Consider the following 22,378-nt stretch of genomic DNA (forward strand, 5'->3'; position numbering starts at 1 on the left):
TTTAGCGTGTTTCGCGGTGAATCGTCATCTTCTTCAATCGTGGCGAATATTTCTTCATCTCAAGGCGCTCCGGATGGTTACGCTTGTTCTTGGTTGTGGTGTAGTTGTGGTCTCCGCACTCAGCGCAAGCTAAAGTTACAATGACTCTCATGGTTGTAGCCTCCCTTTTCATTAATCGTAATTATTACTATTTAATGATAGTAGCCTATGATCTTTATTATGTCAATGTAGGATACGATATTAATCGTAAAAATATGGATTAGAACACTTGAATCATGTATGTTGCAGCAAGTACAAGCATATATTCTAGCAAAGTCTTAGTTGTGGAGGTCTGTTGCATGAAATTGGGAGCCAACCTGAAGCTCTTAACTTATCTGATTCCTTGTGCATTTCTTACTCCTGTGCTTATTACATTGGCTCCCGATCTGCAAGATGCCTGGAACAGCGAAGCTATGCATAATCTGAAAGCAATATTCGTAAGCATATTCCTTGAGGCAGCACCTTTTCTGCTCATGGGGGTACTCTTGTCTTCATTAATGCAATGGTTTGTATCCGAAGAGATGGTACGCAGACTTACACCCAAGAATCCGATCGGCGGTGTGCTGGTCGCAGGGCTGCTGGGCATTATTTTTCCTATCTGTGAATGTGGCATGATTCCGGTAGTCAGGCGACTCATGCATAAAGGCATGCCCGCCTATATCGCAGTAACGTTCATCCTAAGCGGACCGGTTGTGAATCCCATTGTTTTTACGGCAACCCTGCTCGCTTTTCCCTCCCATCCTGAGATTACCATTGCCCGCATGGGACTGGCCTTTGCCGTAGCAGCTTCAATAGGCATGCTCGTGTATGTGTTCGTTCGACGTAATCCCCTTCGTATGCCGAAAGTCGCATTGACAGAGGTCAAGACGCATCCTGGATTTAAAATGGCTCAACCTCATGCGCACTCAAATGCTCATACACACGCAGATGCCCATGACCACAATCATGTGAAAAACTGGCGCAGCTTCTTCATTCATGCGGGAGACGAATTCGTAGATATGAGCAAATATCTGGTGATCGGTGCTTTAATTACAGCATGCATCCAGACATTTATCAGCCGCAGCGATCTGATCTCTCTTGGCAATGGCCCTGTCGCTTCTTATGTATTCATGATGGGATTTGCGTACGTGTTATCGCTTTGCTCCACTTCCGATGCTTTTGTTGCTTCTGCATTCTCACATACCTTTGCACTGGGGCCACTTGTATCGTTCCTCGTTTTGGGTCCGATGCTTGATTTCAAAAGTACGCTGATGCTGCTCTCCACCTTCCGTACCCGGTTTGTTATTGGTTTGAGTCTGGCCATTATCACGCTCGTCTTCGCCGGCTCATGGTTGATTAATCTGCTGGTATAATGGTTGAGCCACATACTTCATGACCTGAATGGTTAATCCCCTGAACTATCTTACTGACGATGAATAGAAATGAGGTGATCTTATGAACCACACTGTCTATACGATGACCCAACCTCCAGTTCCAAGATCTCACATCATTCAATGGCATAACCTGATTCGTGCGGTCTGGATTGGCGGGCTGGCAGTGTACATTATTCACTTGAATTCAAGTGATTCTCTACATTATTATCTGGCACCCACGATGCAAAAGCTGCTGCTATGCTGTCCTGTTCCCTTATTGTTTATTGCTGCTATCATGGCCTGGCATGGACTGTTCGGTAGAAACGAGGTTCATTGCGACTGTGAGCATCCACCTCCTTCCGGGTTTCTACGCAGCGCGCTGGTATATGGTCTGATTGCCCTTCCCTTATTGCTTGGCTTCCTGTTACCGGATCGGGCTCTTGGCAGTTCCATGGCCAGTCAAAAAGGAATGTCTCTCACCTATGCGCCTCCCGAGATTCGTCGTAAAGAACCTTTACCTACTCTGGCATCGGAGCTGAATGTACACGACCTGGTACAACAAACGCCAGTTCCCCCTTCTTCCGTCACCAAAGTTCAATTCGTTCCTCCAGACGAGTACAGCCGCGAATTCGCTGAACTGGCGGAGAAATTATATGCGGAACCCGTCATTGATGTGTACCCCGAGATTTTCTCCGAAACGCTTGGTACCATCGACATGTTCCAGCGACAGTTTGCAGGCAAAGATATCTCGTTAACTGGCTTTGTCTACCGGGACAAAAGCATGGAACATGAATCTCATTTTGCCTTGGGACGATTTCTCGTGATGTGCTGCCCTGCTGATGCGGCACCCTTCGGTGTAATGATTCACATCCCGGATGCAGACAACTTCCCGACAGATAGCTGGGTGCAAATTGATGGTACCATTGGTTCAGCTCAGGTAGATGGCAAAGATACCATTGAAATTCGCGCTACAAAGGTGATGCTTGTCGAGCAGCCAGCTACGCCTTATATATACACAAGTGCCGATTCGGTGATGGCGTATGAGAATATAAAATTTTTACAACGTAAATAGCATGTTTTCTCCAACGAAAAAGCCCCGAAGCTATGTGGTACACAGCTTCGGGGCTTCCTTACTCAGCCAAACAAAAGATTACCTTTTATCTGCTCTGAATGACTATTCCGTTACGATATCATGAACCAACACAGGAGCTTCAGCACGGTCCGCAATAGTAATGTTTTCTTTGATCTTCGCGATGACGTCTGCTACGTCTTCACGGTTCGCATGAATCGTTACAAGGGATTCACCAGCTTTCACCGGGTCACCCACTTTTTTGTTCAGCATTAGGCCAACGGCAAGATCGATCTCGGATTCTTTTGTTGCACGTCCTGCACCGAGTAACATGGCAGCAGTTCCGATTTCATCAGCTACGATTCCAGCAACATATCCGTCTTTGTCCGCTGGGACTTCAACCAGGTATTGAGCCTGCGGCAAGCGATCGGGATGATCCACGACTGAAGCGTCTCCGCCTTGGTTGGCCAGGAAGTCTTTGAATTTCTCCAGTGCTTTACCGTTCTGAATGACTTCTTTCAATTTCTCCTCAGCATGCTCCAAGGAATCTGCCTTGCCAGCCAGGAATACCATTTGACGTCCAAGCGCCAGACACAGCTCTTCCAGATCTTTCGGACCTTTACCTTGCAGCGTGAGGATGGCTTCTTTCACTTCAAGCGCATTTCCAATCGCCAGACCTAGCGGTTGGGACATATCGGAGATAACAGCCATCGTTTTACGTCCAACATTGTTACCAATGCTTACCATCGCATGAGCCAATTCTTTGGCATCTTCGGTCGTTTTCATGAATGCGCCCGCACCCGTTTTGACATCGAGTACGATCGCATCCGCACCTGCAGCAATTTTCTTGCTCATGATGGAGCTGGCGATCAGTGGAATGGAGTTAACGGTAGCTGTTACGTCACGCAGGGCGTAGAGCTTTTTGTCTGCTGGCGTAAGGTTACCACTTTGCCCGATAACCGCAACTTTGTGTTCGTTAACGAGGCGAATGAATTCTTCTTTTTCAAGCTCTACGTGGAAGCCGGCAACGGATTCCAGCTTGTCTGTTGTACCACCCGTATGGCCTAGACCACGTCCGGACATTTTGGCAACAGGGACATCCAAAGCAGCAACGAGCGGAGCGAGTACCAGTGTCGTCGTATCGCCCACACCTCCTGTGGAGTGCTTGTCTACTTTGATACCTTCAATGGCGGACAGATCGATCGTATCCCCCGAATTCACCATCGACATCGTTAAGTCAGCGCGTTCTTTATCCGACATATCTTTGAAAAATACGGCCATCGCCCAAGCACTCACTTGATAGTCCGGGATCTCTCCTTGTGTGTACCCTTGAACAACAAAATCAATCTCGGCTGTTGTCAGTTCTTTTCCGTCGCGTTTCTTGGCAATAATGTCTACCATTCTCATGATGATCTCTCCTTGTGTAAGTTGATTGTATAGAACACTTTGATGTTACACCGTTACGGCTCCGGATCGTTCTTTCGATCGCTGTTGTCTCCAAGTTTTTTTGATCCATTTTGCAATGGAGAAAACTCGGAGACAGCGTATCCTTCCGAAGCAGCTTTCTTTCAGAAAGCTTTTAGGCGAACGCTTCGCTTCTTCAGAATCGATTCCGGTTCCTTCACTACGTGCTTAAAACAAAAGTTTCGATTAAAATCAAATGATTATGAATATAAAATGTAACAATTACAGTGTGATTGCTGTGTCCAGGGCAACTACCATCATGTCGTTGAACGTTTTTTGGCGTTCTTCAGCAGATGTTTCTTCGCCTGTCAGCAAGTGGTCACTTACTGTCAGGATCGTCAGGGCGTTAACACCGAACTTGGCAGCGATGGTGTACAATGCTGTTGTTTCCATCTCTACGCCAAGTACGCCGTGCTGCATCAATTTCTCGGTAACGGAACGGTCATCGCGGTAGAATGAGTCAGAGCTGAACACGTTACCGACATGAATTTTCATGCCTTTGGCTGTAGCACGGTCATATGCTTCTTTCAGCAAAGAGAACGTAGCGATTGGCGAGAAGTCATATCCACCGAATATGTGCTTGTTCATGCTTGAATCCGTACAAGCTGCTTGTGCAAGGATGACATCACGCACACGCACATGCTCCTGCATACCGCCGCAAGTGCCTACACGAATCAGGTTTTTCACGCCATATTCGCTGATTAACTCGTTCGCATAGATGGCGAAGGATGGAATACCCATGCCCGAACCTTGCACCGAAATCCGATGCCCTTGATATGTACCTGTGTAACCGAGCATTCCGCGAACCTCGTTGTAACATACAACATCTTCAAGGTACGTATCCGCAATATATTTCGCACGCAAAGGGTCTCCTGGCAAAAGGATCGTTTCTGCGATATCTCCGGGTTTAGCTCCAATATGTGTACTCATGATTATTCTCCTCCAATTATCCGTTTGTTTATCTCGCATTGACAGGCAACGGAGCAGCCATAGCTACTCCGACATCCCCGTCCATTTTTTTAAAAAGAAAGCTTAATTCCAGGGTTCTGTGAACGACCCAGAGCTTATTTCAAATCCTTCAGGAAGCTTGTGCCGTATTCCGGCATCTTCACACCGAAGTTCTCAGCAACCGTTGCACCAAGGTCTGCAAATGTGCTTCGCAGATCCAGCTGTTTACCCTCGCTGAAACGCGGAGAGTAGGCAAGCAGTGGAACATATTCACGCGTATGGTCTGTCCCGCGGTAGGTTGGATCATTACCATGGTCAGCGGTAATCAGCAGTAGATCATCATTGGTCATTTTGGCAAAGATCTCCGGAAGACGTGCATCATAGTCTTCAAGCGCCTGAGCATAACCTTGTGGATCACGACGGTGACCGTACAGGGCATCAAAATCAACCAGGTTCAGGAAGCTCAGTCCCGTGAACTCTTCATCCATCGTTTCGGACAACTTGTCCATACCATCCATGTTGGAGACGGTACGAACAGACTTCGTTACCCCTTCGCCATCGTAGATATCTGCAATTTTACCCAAGGCGATCACATCAAAACCACCATCTTGAAGTTCATTCATGACGGTACGTCCAAATGGTTTGAGCGCATAGTCATGACGATTCGCAGTACGCTTCCAGTCACCCGCTTCACCTACAAATGGACGTGCAATAATGCGGCCCAGCATGTACGGATCTTCAAGTGTAATTTCGCGACAGAACTCACAGATTTCATACAGTTCTTTCAAAGGTACCACGTCTTCATGGGCCGCAATTTGCAGAACCGAATCAGCAGACGTGTATACAATCAGCGCGCCAGTTTCGACATGCTCTGCACCCAGCTCATCGAGAATCTCCGTGCCACTCGCTGGTTTGTTACCAATGACTTTACGACCCGTTTTCTCTTCGATACGTTGGATCAACTCATCCGGGAAGCCGTTCTCGAATACACGGAAAGGTGTATCGATGAAGAGTCCCATGATTTCCCAGTGGCCTGTCATCGTATCTTTGCCTCGGGATGCTTCCTGCATTTTGGTGTAATAAGCTTTAGGCGCATCAGCTACAGGAATACCCTCAATTTCTTTAATGTTGGATAGTCCAAGACTCGCCATATGGGGCATGTTTAGACCTCCACGTTCACGTGCAATGTGACCAAAGGTATCCACATCAAAATCATCAAATTCTGCTGCATCAGGCGCTTCCCCGATCCCTACAGAATCCATTACGACAAGATGTACTCTTTTAAATGTTGACATAACCCAAGCACTCCTTCCAATAATCCGGTTTACAAGAACAGTCCGGCGATGATCGCCGACAATACACTGACCAGCGATGCACCGTAAAGCAGCTTCAGACCGAAGCGGGCCACCACATTACCTTGTTTCTCATGAAGACCCTTCACCGCACCGGCAATAATACCAATAGAGGAGAAGTTCGCAAACGATACGAGGAAGACGGATACGATTCCTGTTGTTCTGGCAGACAATGCTGTCTCCTTCGCTAGAGCAAGCATGGCGACGAATTCGTTGGATACCATTTTGGTTGCCATAATACTTCCCGCCTGAATCGCTTCCTTCCAAGGAACACCCATAATAAAGGCAAATGGTGCAAACACATAACCAAGCAGCTCCTGGAACGAAATACCAAGCACCGAGCTGAAAATTCCGTTAACCAGTGCGATCAAAGCCACAAAACCGATTAACATCGCAGCCACGATGATGGCAACTTTGAATCCATCCAGAATGTACTCGCCCAGCATTTCGAAGAAGGACTGTTTGTCCTCATCCTGCACTTCCAATATATCTTCTTCCTCCGTAACCTCATAAGGGTTCACAATGGAAGCAATGATAAAACCGCCAAACAGATTCAGCACGAGTGCCGTAACCACATATTTCGGATCAATCATGGACATATAGGCACCGACAATCGACATCGATACCGTGGACATCGCCGAAGCACACAGAGTGTACAGCCGATGTTTTGGCAACAACCCAATTTGTTTTTTTACAGAAATGAACACTTCAGATTGCCCCAATACAGCCGAAGCAACCGCGTTATATGATTCCAGTTTGCCCATTCCGTTGATTTTGCTTAATACCAGACCAATATATTTTATAACAAAAGGTAAGATTCGGATATACTGCAATATCCCAATAAGGGCAGAGATGACAACAATCGGCATCAATACGCTGAGGAAGAACGGTGTCCCTACGGTATCTGCACCTACGGTGGTCAAATCACCAAATACAAACGCAATCCCTTCATTCGCATAATCAAGCAAACTTTTAAATACAGTCGCGAATCCACCAATTAGCCATGTCCCAACCCCTGTATTGAGTAAGGCATACGCCAGGATCACCTGTAGAACAATCATGACCGCAAGCGGTCGATAACGGATCTTCTTCTTACCGTTACTTGCGATATAAGCCAGTCCAAAAACAACGAGTAAGCCGATAATGGCAATTAAAAATTTCATTTGATCTCTCCTTTGAAGGTAGTTAAGCCGGATGTGGAATTCAGCTCAAAGGGTGCTCCTGCATTCTAAAAACATGATCTTTCAGAAAACATATGAAGCGCTTACAATAAATTCCGGTTTTAAAATATATTACTGTTAAACCGGTTCTCTGAGCCCGGCTAGATGCCAGGACTCAGAGAACTGGTTGTATAGCTTAATCAAACTTAGTAAGTAGAAGTTGACTGTCCGCCCTGCATGATTTTCACACCGGAACTTGCGCCAATCCGAGTTGCACCTGCTGCAATCATTTTCTCCATATCTTCCAGGCTACGAACGCCTCCGGAAGCTTTAACACCCACATCCGGACCTACCGTACGGCGCATCAAAGCGATATCTTCCGGCGTTGCTCCACCAGTGGAGAATCCTGTAGAAGTTTTAACAAAATCAGCTCCAGCTCTCACTGCTGCTTGACATGCACGTACCTTCTCATCATCCGTAAGCAGACAAGTTTCGATAATAACTTTCACCAATGCTTTGCCTGCCGCCGCTTCAACAACAACACGAATGTCCTGCTCCACGAAATCATCATTACCGTCTTTGAGCGCACTGATGTTGATTACCGTATCGACTTCAGTTGCACCTTTGGCGATTGCATCTTTGGTCTCGAATGATTTTGTTTCGGAAGTGGAAGCACCCAGTGGAAAACCAATGACAGTACAGATATCAACGCCGCTTCCTTGAAGCTGCTCTGCCGCATATGAAACCCAACCCGGGTTAACACAGACAGAAGCAAATTGATATTGCTTCGCTTCTTCAGTCAGTTTCGTCATTTCACTATGCGTTGCATCCGCACGAAGCAACGTATGATCAATCATTTTGGCTAATTGTGGTGTAGTCATTCAAATCTCTCCCTTATCTGATCTATAATTCATATCCATAGACTAACATGAACATATGTAAAAATCAAATTGAACTTTTGTTCACGCCGTAATGTGGCCTTCACTACCTCGAAAGTGTTCAAAACCGAACAATAGTGATCCACTGGTCGTTTTTGCTTCGTTATATTTTCTGCCTAACAAAGCAAAACATCCGCCCTTTTCTAGTGGCAGATGTTGTCATTCATTCCAGGTTAGAAACGGAGTAATGCCTGTGCTGTGTACTGGTCCGTCACCAGAATATTCGCGTAATGTCCTTTGAGCGCAGCATGTATCGCTTCAATTTTGCGTTGTCCACCAGCGACAAGAATGGATTTCTCCTTATTTCGCAATTCAGCAAGGTCAATTCCAACAGTTCGACTATTGATTTCTTCACTGATCAGCTGTCCTTCGGCATCAAAAAAACGTGAACAGATGTCCCCTGCACCTGATTTCATCAGTAATTGTTGCTCTTCTTCATTAAAATACCCCAACCTGAACAATAATGCATCTTCCTTCACTGTTCCAACGGTAAATAAAGCAATATTGGCCTGCCGGCCAAGTTCCACAATTCTTCCGATATGTCGGTCTGCTTCGACCATCTTCTTCACTTCAATATTGTCGAAAATGACGGGCAGCGGCAGATACCTCGGTACCGTATGGAAGGCTTCTGCGAACAAATGTACAATCTCAGCCGCATACGTATTGACATGGGAATGGCTTACGCCCCCCTTCAATTGCACGACTTCGACACCTTTAACTTGCTTGGGACGAAGCTGACGTGCTACGGCATGCATTGTTGTTCCCCAGGTCACCCCGATGATATCTGCATCCTGAACCGTTTCCTGCAGATAGTCTGCTGCTCTTTTGCTAATATGTTTCTGTATTTCCTCATCACTCTTCAGAGGTGCAAAACATACAAGTGCTGTATCGAGATCATATTTGGATTTGAGTTCTCCGGCAATGATATCGATATCCTCCAGCGGGTCCATAATTTCAATTCGGACATATCCACGATCCTTGGCGTACTGAAGTAATCGCGATACCGTTGGACGTGAAACGCCCAATCGGGAGGCAATATCCTGCTGGCTGTAATCGGACTGATAATACAATTTAGCTGCTTCAATACTTAATCGTTGTTTCTCCAGGTCCATACTCATATGCGCTCATCTCACTCATCCCTATTATGTTGGATAATAACATGCGTTCTAAGCCCTTACATTAGCGGCGATTCTCGTCCTGTATATTATACATGGATTGCGTATCTGTTCACTATATACCACTAAAATCCGTTGTTGCACTTTTGTTGAATTGGATACCTGCTGGCGTATATAAGACAGGAGAAATGATACATACTAACGCGGTTGCTTCATTATTGCCAACATCGTTTTACCCTATTACTAACCCAGAGAGGAAGAAATGTATGTCTACCCTATTGTATATTACTGCCCATCCTCATGATCATGAAACCTCCTATAGCATGGCTACAGGTAAAGCTTTTGTTGATGCTTATCGTGAAAATCATCCCTCCGATGAGATCGTTCACCTGGATCTGTATCGCTCGGATATTCCTCATATTGATACGGATGTCTTCAGTGGATGGGGCAAACTGCAATCGGGCAGTGATCTGACTGTTGAAGAACAGAACAAAGTAAGTCGTTTGAATGAACTATCCGATCAGTTTGCCTCCGCCGATAAATATGTCTTTGTAACACCGATGTGGAATTTCTCGTTCCCCCCAATTCTGAAGGCATATATAGACTCCATCTGCGTAGCCGGCAAAACATTCCGTTATACCGAGCAAGGTCCTGTCGGACTACTGTCTGACAAAAAGGCATTGCACATTCAAGCTCGTGGCGGCATATATTCCGAAGGTCCTGCGGCTCAGATGGAATCGGGACACCGATATCTAGGCATTATTATGTCTTTCCTTGGTGTACCCAAGCTTGAAGGTATTTTTGTTGAAGGACATAACCAGTACAAAGATCGCGCGGATGAGATCAAGCAACAAGCTATTGAAGAGGCACGTACTTTTGCCGAGCAGTTTTGACAAAGGGATATATTAGCTTTTAGGCGAACGCTTCTTTTTTTACTTTTTGTCCTCCACGTTGTTCTGTAATTGATTAGTTCAACTTATTTGTAAATATAAATAAATAAAACCCGCATGCGACCCAGGTTATTTCCCAGGTGAACATGCGGGTTATCGTTGTATAGTCAACCTTTGAGCCGTTATTTAATGTCCTGCACTGGCACGGCTCATGGTCTCAAGTTTACGTGTAATGGCATGACGGTCCACTTTCAATCCCCAGATCATTTCAATAATCTGCTCTTTCGCCTCTGGATTGTCGGTATGCTTCAATTGCATTAACAGATCGTGCATCTGTTCATTAATACCTTCAAATTGACTCCATAGATCCTGTCTTACCTCTGTTGAATCCAGATGATGATTCGCATCGACTTCTTCCTTCAAAGCCTGCAGGATAGCCTCTTTCCAATCCTCATCGCCCAGCTGTTTAGCTATGTTCAGGAGATCCAGATAATCGTCAACAAGAAGTGAGTTTAATTCAGCATGTGTTTTCATCGTTTATTGCATCCCCTTTTTATCTATTTACCCAGTATTATACTCGGTATTTCAGGTTATGCAATAGTTGTCGAGAAAAATATCGTGTTTTTTCGAGTCTCATGTCATGTTTTGACGAAAAGTAGATCAAGACTTGAGTTGCTGCAATAACTGCACACGATAAGCTTCACTTTCAAGAGACTGAATTCCCTTGTATTCCTCTGCCGTAAGGATTTTGGGTTCTCCCGCTGCCTTCGCGATCATGTATACCTTGGCGCTTTCCTCTACGACTTGAGTTCGGTAATAGGCCTCACGCAGATTCTTACCTGTCGTGACCAATCCGTGATTAACGAGAATGAGTGCTGTATGTTCTTCTACCTTGCCTGCCACTGCATCCGCAAGAAGCTTCGTTGTGGGCAGAACATATGGGACGAATCCAATATCCCCTACAAGTGCTGACTGATCCGGGAACAGATGTGGCAACGTATCAAAAACAAGACTAAGTGCGATGGTGTAGGCCGGATGCGTGTGCACAATGGCCTGAATGTCAGGGTTCACTCGATAGCAATACAGATGCATCAGTACTTCGGAAGAAGGCCGCGTTGATCCTGCACGTGTCTCCCCTGTCTCAATATCAATAGCGATCCACTCGTCCGGTTCCAGATCTTCCAGTGCGTAACCACTTGGAGACAGCAGCATCGTTCCCCCGGAGCGAGCGCTGAGATTACCACCAGGACCCACCACAAGCCCTTGGGCAACCGCTCTGCGAGCGTATTTCGTTAATTCTTCTCTTACTTGCTGTTCAGACATGTCCCTCACCACTCCTTACTGCGTTTTATGTTTAAGGTGCTTTAATGCTTTGCTACCATTGGATTCAGCTGTTGATACGTCCCATAGGCTTCCTGCCATTGATCTGTATCTTCGGGCATATACTTCTTGGTGGCAAAGGACGCCGCCATAACCTCCCGCACTTCGGACAAATTGCTCACTTCACCATGCGCTATATATTGCAGCATGCAATTACCAGCAGAAGTTGCCTCGGCTGGTCCTGCAATCACTGGAACTCCGGCTGCATTAGCTGTAAATTGGCAGAGCAGTCGATTGTGCACACCGCCACCGACCATATGAATGACAGGTGGCCTTACACCTGTTATCCATTCAAGTTCATCCAATGTCTGCCGAAACTCCAGTGCCAAACTTTCCAGAATGCAACGCACAACCGCTCCGTTGGTATCTGGCACATTCTGTCCGCTGGTTTTACACTGCTGACGGATTCGTTCAGGCATATTCCCTGGTGGCAAGTACACCTCATCACCGGGCATGACGAAACATTGATGCGACGTTGCCGCGTCAGCCAACCGTACCAATTCTTCATGGGAGAAGGGTTGATTCTCCCTTTCCCATTGTCGCTTGCATTCCTGTAGCAGCCACAGACCTGAACGATTTTTCAACGTTCGTATGTGACCACTGACCGTTCCTTCATTCGTGAACCCCAGCTCACGGCTTCGGTCGTTCAATACAGGGAATTCCCGTTCAACCCCCATAAGGGACCATGTACCGCAGCTGATAAAAGCAAAATCGGGATCCGTTACCGGAATAGCCGCGAGCGCCGATGCTGTATCATGCGAACCGACCGATACGACCTGCATGGGGCCGGTTCGCAGCTCCGTGACTATAGCGTCACTGAACTGCCCCAGTACAGTACCCGATTGTACGATTGGGGGAAACAACGTTTCGGGTATGCCAAGTCGGCTGATTAATTGCTCATTCCATTGAGGCTTTCCGGCATGTAACAGTCCGCTGGTACTCGCAATCGTGTATTCGCAAGCCTGCTGACCGGACAGATAATAATGAAACAAGTCAGGCATGAATAACATACGTGTATCCGATTTAATCATCTCTGCGCTTTCTCGCACACTGCCCAGCAGTTGAAATACGGTATTAATCTGCTGTGGCAGAACACCGGACATGGAATATAATTCGGTTTCATTCACCATATGAAGGGCTTCTTCCATGTACCTCGCATGGCGTGAATCCCGATAATGGTGCGGGTTACGACATAATCTACCCTCACCATCCACAAGTCCATAGTCCACTCCCCACGTATCTATTGCAATGGAACGGATCGTATACGAGTTGCCCTGAGTTCCTTTCACAATTCCCTGTTTAAGTTCATGGAACAGACGCAGAAAATCCCAATACAGTCCGTCTCCCAACTGTACGGGATCATTAGCGAACCGATGGATTTCCTGCAAATCAAGCCTGTTCCCGTCAAAAGCCCCCGAACGACCCGGCCGCTTCCGGCACCGTAATCGGCAGCCAGCACATGTGTTGCCAAATTGCACATTCTTTCAAGCCTCCTTAACTCTGCGCGATAAGCCATATTCAAGTTCTGAACACAGCTTTCAAGAGAACGCCATGTTACCTCATTTCACAAGGCACATGGCGTTTGACAGGAATGGATATTAGCTTAGGTTTAACGATACAACGGGCCTAACACGCTGCAAGCACGGTAGTCTGCACTCTCTGGCTCACTTGTGCCGAATAATCCCCATGCACGCGGACGGAAAATCTCAGTACCAGGTACATTATGCATATTCACAGGGATACGAAGCATGGATGCCAGCGTGATCAGATCAGCACCGATATGTCCATAAGAGATCGAGCCATGATTCGCTCCCCATTGATTCATGACCTCGTAGACCGAAGTGAATGCACCCGTTCCCGTAAGTACAGGGGCAAACCAGGTGGAAGGCCACGTCGGATCGGTCCGTTGATCCAACGTATCATGCACTTGTTCAGGCAGATCTACGGTGTAACCTTGAGCTATTTGCAGAACTGGACCCAGCCCCTTGACCAGATTCAGTCGAGTCATCGTGACAGGCATGCCGCCTTTGGTGAGGAAATCGGCCGAGTACCCTCCCCACGGAAATATTCTACGGATGCCGGTCTCCATGAAGTTCCTTTCAGACACTCCTGCACTTCCTCATCAGAGATCTCCCAGAATGGTTTGAGTACAGGTTCTCCATCCCTTGACTGCTGTCCTGTTCCATCCAATGCCGCAGAACCGGAGTTGATCAGATGTAAGATGCCGTCTTTCGCATGCCCCTCCAACGAATGACCTGTAACCCGCTGGACAGAACCCGGGCTCCAATACGTCCGTACATCAGCGAAGATCTGCGCGGTATGCGTCAGGAGAGAACCGAACAACATGGATACGCCATTCAGGCTATCATTCTCGGTTGCCACGAGATAAGGCGCGCGTTTGCCATTCCAGTCAAACGAGGAATTCAGCATCGATTCCAGAAAATCTCCGTTCGGTGCATGATCCGTCCATTGCCGTTGTCCCTGAAATCCAGATACAATCGCATGATGACCCATCGACTCTTCCTCGAATCCGAGCTGCGCGAGCTTTGGATTGCCTGCCATCAGGTCACGTACGATCTGGGTCATTTTCACTACCGTTTCCCATTCATAATCTTTTCGTTTGCGGTCTGTCTGTAAATGGGTTGGATTATTATCCGGGCCTTGACTACAATTCTCCTTAACCCAGGCCAGCGCCAGCTTGTATTCCTCGGGATCATAGATTTCTTCTTCGATCCGGCGAGTCAATTCGCTCATATCCACATATTCATTTCGCATGCCCAGATACTCTTGGAAAAAAGAGTCGTTCACGATTGAGCCGGCAATACCCATGGATACCGAACCGATGGATAGATAGGCCCGGCCCTTCATCGTTGCAGCGGCAAGACCAGCACGACTGAACCGAAGTAATTTCTCACGTACATCTTCCGGAATCGTTGTATCGCCACCATCCTGCACATCCTCGCCATAAATTCCAAAGGCCGGAATTCCCTTCTGTGCATGTGCAGAGAGTACAGCTGCCAGATATACGGCACCCGGACGTTCAGTCCCGTTAAAACCCCAGATCGCCGTAGGCATGGATGGTGACATGTCCATCGTTTCCGTACCGTAACACCAGCATGGAGTAACGGTGATCGATACGCCCACATTGGAACGACTGAATAGTTCTGCTGCGGCTGCCGCTTCGGCTACTCCGCCAATACAGGTCTCAGCAACAACACACTCTACGGCAGATCCGTCAGGATAACGAAGTTCGGATGCGAGCAGTTCAGCAACAGATGTCGCCATCCGCATCGTTTGCTCTTCCAGGGACTCCCGAACGCCTTTACGTCTTCCGTCAATTGTGGGACGAATACCAATCTTGGGGAAAGCCTGCTTATATCGGTAATCCTGATGTGTCATACTAGCGCGTCCTCCTTTAATTTGTTTCATGGAATTAGATATGAACTTCTGTCTGATCCGTGAGCAAAGATGGGAATGAGTTAATGACAGCAATATGGCCGATACCCAAGGTGTGGCGGGCAAGACATGTTATCCATTAAACAGATTACGGAGTGTCCTGAGAGAGTACTCTGTAGTATTGAATGCGTTTACAAATAAAGAAATGTCAATAAACCATTTCATTCATCGACCATGTAATAAGCGAATGGAGCGCAATGGTTTAAATAATTTAAACGTTAACAACATTAGGGTTATCGGTAACCCTAACATATCACGAGCCTATCTTGCTGTCAATTGGCATTATCCTATAGAATGGTAAGACTATGTTGCGGAAAGGTTAGATTCCATTGATTACCATTTATGATATTGCCAAAAAAGCTAACGTCTCCGCTATGACCGTCTCCAAGGTTATTAATCACACAGGCCGCATAAGTTTAGCCACTCGGGAACGTGTACAGCAGGTCATTGACGAACTCGGCTACATTCCGAACTCCAATGCACGAAGCCTTGTGCTCCAGCGAACGCAGATGTTGTCTTTGCTCATTACGGATATTACCAACCCCTTCTATACCACACTGGCCCGTGGCGCTGAAGATGCAGCCCATCTTCGCGGCTACCGTCTCTTATTCGGCAACAGTGACGAGAATTATAACAAGGAGAAAGACTACGTGGATGCGATCCTGTCTACACGCGTGGATGGTGTACTCTTTGCCCCTGCAGGAGACCGTTCTCTCCATCATCTGCAACAGTTACAGGAACGCCACATTCCGTTTGTATTTCTGGACCGGACCGTGCCTGGCATCACGTCTGATGTTATTGCCGGAGATAGCCGTGAAGGTGCGATTGAACTCATCCGATATCTGGTGAAGCTGGGACACCGCCGGATTGCACTGGTCAATGGTTCTTCGGAGGTCTCTACCGCCAGACTGCGAGAGGAAGGTTATATGGATGCTTTGCATGAAGCTGAATTGAGTGCCGATCCCGAACTTGTACTTCGAACCGGGTACCGGGATTTCAGCGATGAAGAGGGACTGGATCGACTTCTCTCTCAATCGGAGCAACCCACAGCCATTTTTGCAGCCAACAATATGCTGGCCATCGGAGTCATTCGGCTTTTGCGTAAACGGGGGTTGCGTGTGCCTGAAGACATCTCTGTCGTTTGTTTCGACGACCTGGATCTGGCTTCTGCCTTTGATCCTTTCCTGACTGTTGCTGCACAGCCCGCATATGACTTTGGACATCGGGGGGTGCACATGCTGATTGACCGCATTGAAGGCAAGGCATCACCCGAAGCCCAAACGGTCATTCTGCCGTCAGAACTTCGCATACGTGCCTCTGCCTCTGCTCCACGGGAGCAAGAAAAGAGTTAAGTTCCAGATTAGTTTAGACTTGACTAGAGTGGATTAGGTACCCGTTGAGATTCCTAAAATGAACATGAACAACATAAACAGGATGCACCGGAGATAACTCTCTGGTTGCACCCTGTTTGATGTTCATTCGCTGAAATGATCGATCGGTTGATTCGTGCATTTCATACATTTCGTACATTCCGTACATTTCGTTTCATATTCGATCTGATCCTTCTAGCGCTCCGACTGTAATGCAAGAGCCACCTCACGAACGAGGCCCGGGAACCAGTCCATCAGAGCCTCAAACGTATATCCCGCTTGTTCTGCCTTGGACGTGTTCATCGTCCAGGATTGTTCAATCCCGAAGGGTGACATGTCCTCTTTGACAGTTTCGGTGAGGATCTGGGATTGCATGCCCGTGACGGTCTCGATCAGATGCATCATGGCAGACAACGTAATCGCACCTTTGGAAGCAGCATTCACCGGACCCGTAATGGACGAATGCCCCAGCCAAGCGAGAAATCTCGCAGCTTCGGTGGAATTAATAAATCCAATCTCCGCATCCGGATTCGGCATGCCGATCGGTTTACCTTTTTGCACATGTTCAATATGAAAGTGAAGTCTTCTCGTATAGTCATCCATCCCGAGTACAATTGGAATCCGCATCGCCACAACCGGGAAATTGGCTTCCTGGAAAAATACAGCCTCCGCAAGCCGTTTACCTTCTCCATACGAGAAATCCTCATGACTTCCGTATTGCAAAGGATAGGTATACGGATCGAAGTCGCCTTCCGCAAATCCAGGTTGGGGATCACCGTACACAGAGAGTGTAGATGTCAGAACGTATCTTTTGGTTCGCCCTGCAAAAGCTTCACATGCCGCTTTCGCCGCATCCGGCGAATAACAGATGTTATCGTACACGACATCCCACATGTCTGTCCGGGCAACCTCTGCCAGAGATTCCGGATCTTCACGATCCATCTTGATTCGATTCACTTCGGGTCCGAAATCAGCTTCCGTTTTACCGCGCGTAGCGACTGTGATCTCTGACTTCCCTTCCCACAGCAAGTGATCAACCAGACGTTTGCCGAAGAAACGCGTACCCCCAAGTATAAGCACTTTATTCATCGAAAAACCTCCTACCCTGTTTCTGGTGTTCATTCTTCCTATTCAAACATAATATTGAGATGTTTACTATTCCTGTAATTAATCGTTAGGGAACACAAGCCCTATCTGTTTGCGGATCTGATCCATGACCTGCATGGTAACATAGGAGCGTTCATACGTGTTCGTGTCAGATTCCAGTTTACCCTGCTGAACCAGATTCACGAATTCCTCTACTTCATAATACATCGACGGATGCATCTGCTCGACTGCAAGTTGTTCCACTGTACCGTCATTGTATCGTATCTCTGCATGTTCAGGTGAACCAATCTTGTCAATGATGATACTTCCGCGCTCCCCCATAATTTCGCTAGGGACATGAGAGTTGGAGATTTTGGAATATGTAACGACCGCATCCATCTCATCATAATCCAGGAGCACGCTGCCTTGTCCATCCACGCCTGATTCCAGCATCATCGCTTGGGACTGAACCCGGTTCGGTGCACCAAAGAGTGTGATCAGAGGATAGAGACAATACACGCCGAGATCCATTAACGCACCATTGGCAAGTTCAGGCTTGAACGCATTCAAGACAATCCCTTCCTTGTACTTGTCGTAACGTGAAGAGTATTGGGAGTATCCCGCAACATATTTACGGACAGGACCAATTTTGTGCAGATTTGCTTGCACCATTTTGAACTGGGGAACAAGGGTGGACTTCATCGCTTCCATGAGCAGAACCTGATGTTCCTGTGCTGTGTCGATCATGCTCCGCACTTCCACGCTATTCGCAGCCAGAGGCTTCTCGCATAGAACATGTTTACCATTTTTCAGAAAAAGTTCTGCCTGTTCCGCATGAATCGTATTCGGTGTCGCAATGTACACTGCATCAATCGCATCACTTGTCGCCATACCTTTCAGATCAGTGAACCGATGTTCCACATTATATTTATCTGCAAATGCGTTAGCTTTATCTTCAGTTCTTGAAAACACTGCCGTCAAATCAAATCCTTCAACCTGTGTTGCGGATTCAAGAAGCCTTTCTGTAATCCAGTTGGTACCCACTACGCCAAAACGAACCATGCTACCTACCTCTTTCATCTAATAAATTTCATGGGACATCTGTCTATTATTCAACAGCAGGGGGCGAAAAGGCGGTGAAAGATGCCCTTTATTGAGATTTAAGACACGCCCTAGTACATTGTAGCTCATATTTCATTCAGATTGAAGGAAAGTGCTTCATCCGAGGTATTGGTATCTTGCTTTTTAATCTGAAATATCGTCCATCACTTGCAATCAGGGGTATAATTAGAGATGAGGTGATCACCATGGAACATCCAGATCAAGAGCGTAAACTGCCCGGAGCAATAGAGGAACAACACTGGCAAGCCATTGTCCACAACGATAGTTCTTATGATGGGAAATTCTATTACGGCGTGCAGACAACGAGTATCTTTTGCCGACCTTCCTGCAAGTCCAGAGTACCCAAATACGAGAATGTTCTGATATTTCAACAGGTTGAAGAAGCGTTAGCCCGACAATTCAGACCATGTAAACGGTGCAAACCAACAGGCGAACGGGTTCCAGATCAGGAGTGGATTCACGGGATCACAGATTACATTGAACATCATTATGCCGAGTCGCTCACCCTGGAAGTTCTTGCCACGGCGAGTCATGGTAGCCCTTATCATCTTCATCGGGTGTTCAAGCGGATTACAGGCCGCACGCCTGTTCAATATATTCAGGATAAACGAATCACCGAAGCTCGAAAGTTGCTCGAAAATACCACACTTACCGTCACCGAGATAGGTCGTGGAGTTGGAATACCCAATCCGGCGTATTTCATTACTGTATTTCGCAAACACACAGGTCTCACACCTGCACATTACCGTGAAAGGCATGACAATTCATGAAGATCAATCTTGCTTACAAAGTACCCAAAATGTTATTGAACAAAGGAACGGGGTTCCTTAATGGATATACCCATACGCTGAATCCGTACACTGGTTGCGCCTTCGGTTGCTCTTATTGTTACGTTAGGCAGATGCCCGTCTCCCTCTTTCGCAAGGAGGATTGGGGAAGCTGGGTTGATGTGAAACAGCAGGCGTCTACCGTCTTTGCCAAAGAAATGCAGCGCGCCCGGTTGAAAGGCAAGGTCACCCTGTTCATGTCATCGAGTACCGATCCGTATCAACCCGCCGAATATAAAGAGCGTATCACGCGTTCATTACTGGAGACCATGCTGCAATATCCACCGGATTTCGTATTGGTCCAAACCCGCAGTCCACTTGTGACACGGGATATGGATCTGTTACAGCAGTTAGGGGATCGGGTCCGGGTCAGCATGACGGTGGAGACCGATCTGGACGATATGCGCAAGCATTTCACGCCTTCTGCTCCTCCCATTGCCGCGCGTCTACGAGCACTCGAACAATTGCGGGATGCCGGAATTCCCACACAAGTAGCCATTGCTCCCGTGTTACCCAGCAGTGAACAGTTCGCAGCCACGTTAAGACCGTTGGTTCAGCGTGTATGCATTGACGATTACTTCATGGGCGATGGCAGCGAAGGCAAGCGAACCCGGCGGCTGGGAATGGAGTCGCTCTATCAGCAAGTGGAGATGGATCACTGGTATCATCCAGATGCACATCAGATGGTGGTAGAGCGGATGAAAGACTATTTTGCCGATAATGAGATCTGGATCAGTCAGGAAGGATTTGAACCTTGAATCACATTCTGGTGATCGATCATGAATAATAAAAACAGCCCCTTTTCCTTGTCTGAAGGAAGAGGGGCTATTCGTCATACCATAAGATATCCGTAAGCTATTATTGATCAAGTGTGTATAATGGCAGATCCGCCGGCAAGGCAGTTGGACGCTGACAAGTACTTTTCATGGGATAGAATGTCTGTTCATCCGAAGAATCGTGGAATGCCCACATCGCCTCAAGTACATGATAAGCCAGTTCGCCACTTGCCCGATGTGCACGTCCGCTGTGGGCTGCATAGGCCATATCTGCCACACCGATACCACGTGTATTCTCCTGATACCCCGGGAGCAGCGGAACTTCTGTCCATTCATGTTCACCCAGCAAACGGTAGCGAACCGGACCGCCGAAGGTATTCGGATCAGGCACCTGTAATGTGCCGTGTGTGCCATAGATCTCAATGGGTGGCAGAGCACTTCCGCCAAAGACATCAAAGCTCATAATCAGCGTACCAATCGCTCCCTGTTCAAACTGCAACAGACCCGTTACATGCGTTGGAATATCGACAGAAACTGTCTGTCCTCTCTTTTTCTCACTGGTGATGGTTCGCTCTTCCATAGCTTTACCTGTCATACCTGCAATAGACTTAATCGGTCCCATCAGTTGGACCAGTGCCGTGAGGTAATATGGACCCATGTCAAACATAGGCCCGCCGCCAGAGGCATAATAAAATTCTGGATCGGGATGCCAGTGCTCATGACCACGGCTCATCATAAAAGCAGTAGCTGCCACCGGTTTACCGATTACACCATCTTCAACGAGTTTAAGTGACGTCTGAATGCCTGAGCCGAAGAATGTTTCTGGCGCGCAGCCCACAAGCAGTCCTTTACGCTTTGCTGTTTCGAGCACAGCCTGCCCTTCCTCACGCGTAACAGCGAGAGGTTTTTCCACATAGACATGTTTGCCCGATTCAAGTGCCCGCAAGCATACATCCGCATGAACGGAAGGAATCGTCAGATTGATGATCAGCTCAATTTCGGGATCGGCCAAGATTTCGTCGACACTATATACGTTAGGCACGTTATAGGCCGCGGCCTGCTCCTCTGCACGTTTCCGGTCGAGATCTGCAACAGCAACAAGCTCCAGCACCTCGAAGCGATGACAGTTCTCCATATATATGCCACTGATCTTACCGCAGCCAATAATACCTACTTTCATTGTTTTCATGCCTGGGCTCCCTTCGCCGTAAATCAAAGTGTAATTTGGATTAATAATGAAACTGACATGATATACATATGGTTTGCGTCTGCAAAACCATTAATTCTGGTTATCTGCCATGCCTGTGTATACCTCGGTTACCGCACCAGCGCGGCTCTTCGCCAGCTGTTTGCCTGCTGCTGTCCATTTGAAGCCACTGCGCATCATTTCAGTTACCGGCTTCATATCCACGATGTCTGCATGGTGCCCCAGCGAGTTGTAGAATACCCGTCCAGCACCCCAGCGCTTCGTCCAGACCACAGGCATATCTACGGGACCATTCGCTGCATGCGGACCTGACACTACCGGAAAACGAGTCGTTGCCAGTACTTCCACGGCAGGGTCTACGTGCAAGTAGTACTGTTCACTTTTCACCTGAAAATCCTCAATATGATCGAGTAACGGACTTGAACCACGTTTCATGTTCACCATATACTCCACTCCATCGTTACCTGGATGCGCAACCCATTGTCCACCCGTCATAAACTGCCAGTCAACATTGTTACGGAAGGCATCACACATGCCGCCATGAATACCTGCCAGACCTACGCCGCTCTGAACGGCAGCCGACACGTTATTGACCAGTTCCTGTTCAATCTGCCCCATCGTCCATAGTGGAACGATCAGATCCAAATCCAGCAGCTTCTCAGCATCCGCATAGGATTCCAACGTATTGGAGACTTCAACTTCGAACTGTTCTTCCTTCAAAATACGCTCAAAAATCGCTGCTACCTGCTCCGGTTCATGTCCATCCCAGCCACCCCATACAATTAGTGCTTTACTCATCGTTTAATCACTCGCTCTCAAGTTATAGT

General features: G+C 47.4%; 20 protein-coding genes and 1 pseudogene. 6 read left to right on the forward strand and 15 right to left on the reverse strand.

Annotation, left to right across the window (positions count from 1 at the left end):
- Nucleotide 1: 1 nt before the first annotated feature.
- Nucleotides 2-151: a 50S ribosomal protein L33 gene (rpmG, locus tag C0Q44_RS18555; RefSeq protein ID WP_105408748.1), complete on the reverse strand. Its 150-nt coding sequence runs from the start codon at nt 149-151 to the stop codon at nt 2-4.
- A gap of 187 nt (nt 152-338) precedes the next feature.
- Between rpmG and C0Q44_RS18560 the strand changes: the two genes are divergently transcribed.
- Together C0Q44_RS18560 and C0Q44_RS18565 are read left to right on the forward strand one after the other, a co-directional pair.
- Nucleotides 339-1,391 carry a permease gene (locus C0Q44_RS18560; protein WP_105408749.1) on the forward strand — a complete coding sequence of 351 codons (1,053 nt, stop codon included), beginning with the start codon at nt 339-341 and terminating at the stop codon, nt 1,389-1,391.
- An 82-nt stretch (nt 1,392-1,473) separates the two neighbouring features.
- Nucleotides 1,474-2,463 carry a TIGR03943 family putative permease subunit gene (locus C0Q44_RS18565; protein ID WP_105408750.1) on the forward strand — a complete coding sequence of 330 codons (990 nt, stop codon included), beginning with the start codon at nt 1,474-1,476 and terminating at the stop codon, nt 2,461-2,463.
- Between the two features lie 102 nt (nt 2,464-2,565).
- On the opposite strand, the gene C0Q44_RS18570 is transcribed toward C0Q44_RS18565, so the two are convergent.
- From C0Q44_RS18570 to C0Q44_RS18595, 6 genes are all read right to left on the reverse strand, one after another.
- A complete protein-coding gene (locus C0Q44_RS18570; protein ID WP_105408751.1) occupies nt 2,566-3,867 on the reverse strand; it encodes a pyrimidine-nucleoside phosphorylase in 1,302 nt (433 codons plus the stop codon).
- 279 nt (nt 3,868-4,146) lie between these two features.
- A complete protein-coding gene (gene deoD, locus C0Q44_RS18575; protein ID WP_105408752.1) occupies nt 4,147-4,854 on the reverse strand; it encodes a purine-nucleoside phosphorylase in 708 nt (235 codons plus the stop codon).
- 134 nt (nt 4,855-4,988) lie between these two features.
- Complete coding sequence (deoB, locus tag C0Q44_RS18580; protein WP_105408753.1) at nt 4,989-6,167, reverse strand: phosphopentomutase; 1,179 nt, start codon at nt 6,165-6,167, stop codon at nt 4,989-4,991.
- A 29-nt stretch (nt 6,168-6,196) separates the two neighbouring features.
- Complete coding sequence (locus C0Q44_RS18585; RefSeq protein WP_105408754.1) at nt 6,197-7,387, reverse strand: NupC/NupG family nucleoside CNT transporter; 1,191 nt, start codon at nt 7,385-7,387, stop codon at nt 6,197-6,199.
- A gap of 203 nt (nt 7,388-7,590) precedes the next feature.
- Nucleotides 7,591-8,265: a deoxyribose-phosphate aldolase gene (deoC, locus tag C0Q44_RS18590; RefSeq protein WP_105408755.1), complete on the reverse strand. Its 675-nt coding sequence runs from the start codon at nt 8,263-8,265 to the stop codon at nt 7,591-7,593.
- Nucleotides 8,266-8,495: 230 nt separating this feature from the next.
- Nucleotides 8,496-9,434, reverse strand: a complete 939-nt coding sequence (locus C0Q44_RS18595) for a DNA-binding transcriptional repressor DeoR (protein ID WP_105409301.1) — start codon at nt 9,432-9,434, stop codon at nt 8,496-8,498.
- A 269-nt stretch (nt 9,435-9,703) separates the two neighbouring features.
- On the opposite strand from C0Q44_RS18595, the gene C0Q44_RS18600 reads away from it, so the two are divergent.
- The gene (locus C0Q44_RS18600) at nt 9,704-10,330 is read left to right on the forward strand and encodes an FMN-dependent NADH-azoreductase (RefSeq protein ID WP_105408756.1); all 627 of its coding nucleotides are present in this window, start codon (nt 9,704-9,706) and stop codon (nt 10,328-10,330) included.
- A 183-nt stretch (nt 10,331-10,513) separates the two neighbouring features.
- On the opposite strand, the gene C0Q44_RS18605 is transcribed toward C0Q44_RS18600, so the two are convergent.
- The 4 genes and pseudogenes from C0Q44_RS18605 to C0Q44_RS18620 all read right to left on the reverse strand — a co-directional run bounded on the left by C0Q44_RS18605 (nt 10,514) and on the right by C0Q44_RS18620 (nt 15,106).
- The gene (locus tag C0Q44_RS18605) at nt 10,514-10,861 is read right to left on the reverse strand and encodes a hypothetical protein (protein WP_105408757.1); all 348 of its coding nucleotides are present in this window, start codon (nt 10,859-10,861) and stop codon (nt 10,514-10,516) included.
- Nucleotides 10,862-10,987: 126 nt separating this feature from the next.
- On the reverse strand, nt 10,988-11,650 hold the full coding sequence (locus tag C0Q44_RS18610; RefSeq protein ID WP_105408758.1) for a class II aldolase/adducin family protein: 663 nt from the start codon (nt 11,648-11,650) through the stop codon (nt 10,988-10,990).
- A gap of 41 nt (nt 11,651-11,691) precedes the next feature.
- Entirely contained in the window at nt 11,692-13,185 is a 1,494-nt protein-coding gene (locus C0Q44_RS18615) for a rhamnulokinase (RefSeq protein WP_258166431.1), read from the reverse strand.
- Nucleotides 13,186-13,316: 131 nt separating this feature from the next.
- Nucleotides 13,317-15,106 (reverse strand): annotated as a pseudogene (locus tag C0Q44_RS18620) (L-fucose isomerase).
- A 386-nt stretch (nt 15,107-15,492) separates the two neighbouring features.
- Between C0Q44_RS18620 and C0Q44_RS18625 the strand changes: the two are divergent.
- Nucleotides 15,493-16,515: a LacI family DNA-binding transcriptional regulator gene (locus C0Q44_RS18625; RefSeq protein WP_105408759.1), complete on the forward strand. Its 1,023-nt coding sequence runs from the start codon at nt 15,493-15,495 to the stop codon at nt 16,513-16,515.
- A gap of 213 nt (nt 16,516-16,728) precedes the next feature.
- On the opposite strand, the gene C0Q44_RS18630 is transcribed toward C0Q44_RS18625, so the two are convergent.
- Both C0Q44_RS18630 and C0Q44_RS18635 read right to left on the reverse strand, forming a co-directional pair.
- Nucleotides 16,729-17,622, reverse strand: coding sequence for an NAD-dependent epimerase/dehydratase family protein (locus C0Q44_RS18630; protein ID WP_105408760.1), 894 nt, complete (start codon nt 17,620-17,622; stop codon nt 16,729-16,731).
- 78 nt (nt 17,623-17,700) lie between these two features.
- Nucleotides 17,701-18,681, reverse strand: a complete 981-nt coding sequence (locus C0Q44_RS18635) for a Gfo/Idh/MocA family protein (protein ID WP_105408761.1) — start codon at nt 18,679-18,681, stop codon at nt 17,701-17,703.
- A gap of 245 nt (nt 18,682-18,926) precedes the next feature.
- On the opposite strand from C0Q44_RS18635, the gene C0Q44_RS18640 reads away from it, so the two are divergent.
- The gene (locus C0Q44_RS18640) at nt 18,927-19,511 is read left to right on the forward strand and encodes a bifunctional transcriptional activator/DNA repair enzyme AdaA (RefSeq protein WP_105408762.1); all 585 of its coding nucleotides are present in this window, start codon (nt 18,927-18,929) and stop codon (nt 19,509-19,511) included.
- Complete coding sequence (locus C0Q44_RS18645; RefSeq protein WP_105408763.1) at nt 19,508-20,326, forward strand: SPL family radical SAM protein; 819 nt, start codon at nt 19,508-19,510, stop codon at nt 20,324-20,326. The genes C0Q44_RS18640 and C0Q44_RS18645 overlap by 4 nt, the downstream gene beginning before the upstream one ends.
- A gap of 100 nt (nt 20,327-20,426) precedes the next feature.
- Here the strand turns inward: C0Q44_RS18645 and C0Q44_RS18650 are convergent, their stop codons facing one another.
- Nucleotides 20,427-21,533: a Gfo/Idh/MocA family protein gene (locus C0Q44_RS18650; protein ID WP_105408764.1), complete on the reverse strand. Its 1,107-nt coding sequence runs from the start codon at nt 21,531-21,533 to the stop codon at nt 20,427-20,429.
- Nucleotides 21,534-21,623: 90 nt separating this feature from the next.
- The gene (locus C0Q44_RS18655) at nt 21,624-22,349 is read right to left on the reverse strand and encodes a ThuA domain-containing protein (RefSeq protein ID WP_105408765.1); all 726 of its coding nucleotides are present in this window, start codon (nt 22,347-22,349) and stop codon (nt 21,624-21,626) included.
- Between the last annotated feature and the right edge of the window lie 29 nt (nt 22,350-22,378).

Source organism: Paenibacillus sp. PCH8, assembly GCF_002968835.1.
In the GTDB taxonomy this organism is placed as follows: Bacteria; Bacillota; Bacilli; order Paenibacillales; family Paenibacillaceae; genus Paenibacillus.

Excerpts from the sequence above, each read along its gene's own strand:
- rpmG (WP_105408748.1), bottom strand. The coding sequence starts at position 151 with ATGAGAGTCATTGTAACTTTAGCTTGCGCTGAGTGCGGAGACCACAAC.
- C0Q44_RS18560 (WP_105408749.1), top strand. The coding sequence starts at position 339 with ATGAAATTGGGAGCCAACCTGAAGCTCTTAACTTATCTGATTCCTTGT.
- C0Q44_RS18565 (WP_105408750.1), top strand. The coding sequence starts at position 1,474 with ATGAACCACACTGTCTATACGATGACCCAACCTCCAGTTCCAAGATCT.
- C0Q44_RS18570 (WP_105408751.1), bottom strand. The coding sequence starts at position 3,867 with ATGAGAATGGTAGACATTATTGCCAAGAAACGCGACGGAAAAGAACTG.
- deoD (WP_105408752.1), bottom strand. The coding sequence starts at position 4,854 with ATGAGTACACATATTGGAGCTAAACCCGGAGATATCGCAGAAACGATC.
- deoB (WP_105408753.1), bottom strand. The coding sequence starts at position 6,167 with ATGTCAACATTTAAAAGAGTACATCTTGTCGTAATGGATTCTGTAGGG.
- C0Q44_RS18585 (WP_105408754.1), bottom strand. The coding sequence starts at position 7,387 with ATGAAATTTTTAATTGCCATTATCGGCTTACTCGTTGTTTTTGGACTG.
- deoC (WP_105408755.1), bottom strand. The coding sequence starts at position 8,265 with ATGACTACACCACAATTAGCCAAAATGATTGATCATACGTTGCTTCGT.
- C0Q44_RS18595 (WP_105409301.1), bottom strand. The coding sequence starts at position 9,434 with ATGGACCTGGAGAAACAACGATTAAGTATTGAAGCAGCTAAATTGTAT.
- C0Q44_RS18600 (WP_105408756.1), top strand. The coding sequence starts at position 9,704 with ATGTCTACCCTATTGTATATTACTGCCCATCCTCATGATCATGAAACC.
- C0Q44_RS18605 (WP_105408757.1), bottom strand. The coding sequence starts at position 10,861 with ATGAAAACACATGCTGAATTAAACTCACTTCTTGTTGACGATTATCTG.
- C0Q44_RS18610 (WP_105408758.1), bottom strand. The coding sequence starts at position 11,650 with ATGTCTGAACAGCAAGTAAGAGAAGAATTAACGAAATACGCTCGCAGA.
- C0Q44_RS18630 (WP_105408760.1), bottom strand. The coding sequence starts at position 17,622 with ATGAATAAAGTGCTTATACTTGGGGGTACGCGTTTCTTCGGCAAACGT.
- C0Q44_RS18635 (WP_105408761.1), bottom strand. The coding sequence starts at position 18,681 with ATGGTTCGTTTTGGCGTAGTGGGTACCAACTGGATTACAGAAAGGCTT.
- C0Q44_RS18640 (WP_105408762.1), top strand. The coding sequence starts at position 18,927 with ATGGAACATCCAGATCAAGAGCGTAAACTGCCCGGAGCAATAGAGGAA.
- C0Q44_RS18645 (WP_105408763.1), top strand. The coding sequence starts at position 19,508 with ATGAAGATCAATCTTGCTTACAAAGTACCCAAAATGTTATTGAACAAA.
- C0Q44_RS18650 (WP_105408764.1), bottom strand. The coding sequence starts at position 21,533 with ATGAAAACAATGAAAGTAGGTATTATTGGCTGCGGTAAGATCAGTGGC.
- C0Q44_RS18655 (WP_105408765.1), bottom strand. The coding sequence starts at position 22,349 with ATGAGTAAAGCACTAATTGTATGGGGTGGCTGGGATGGACATGAACCG.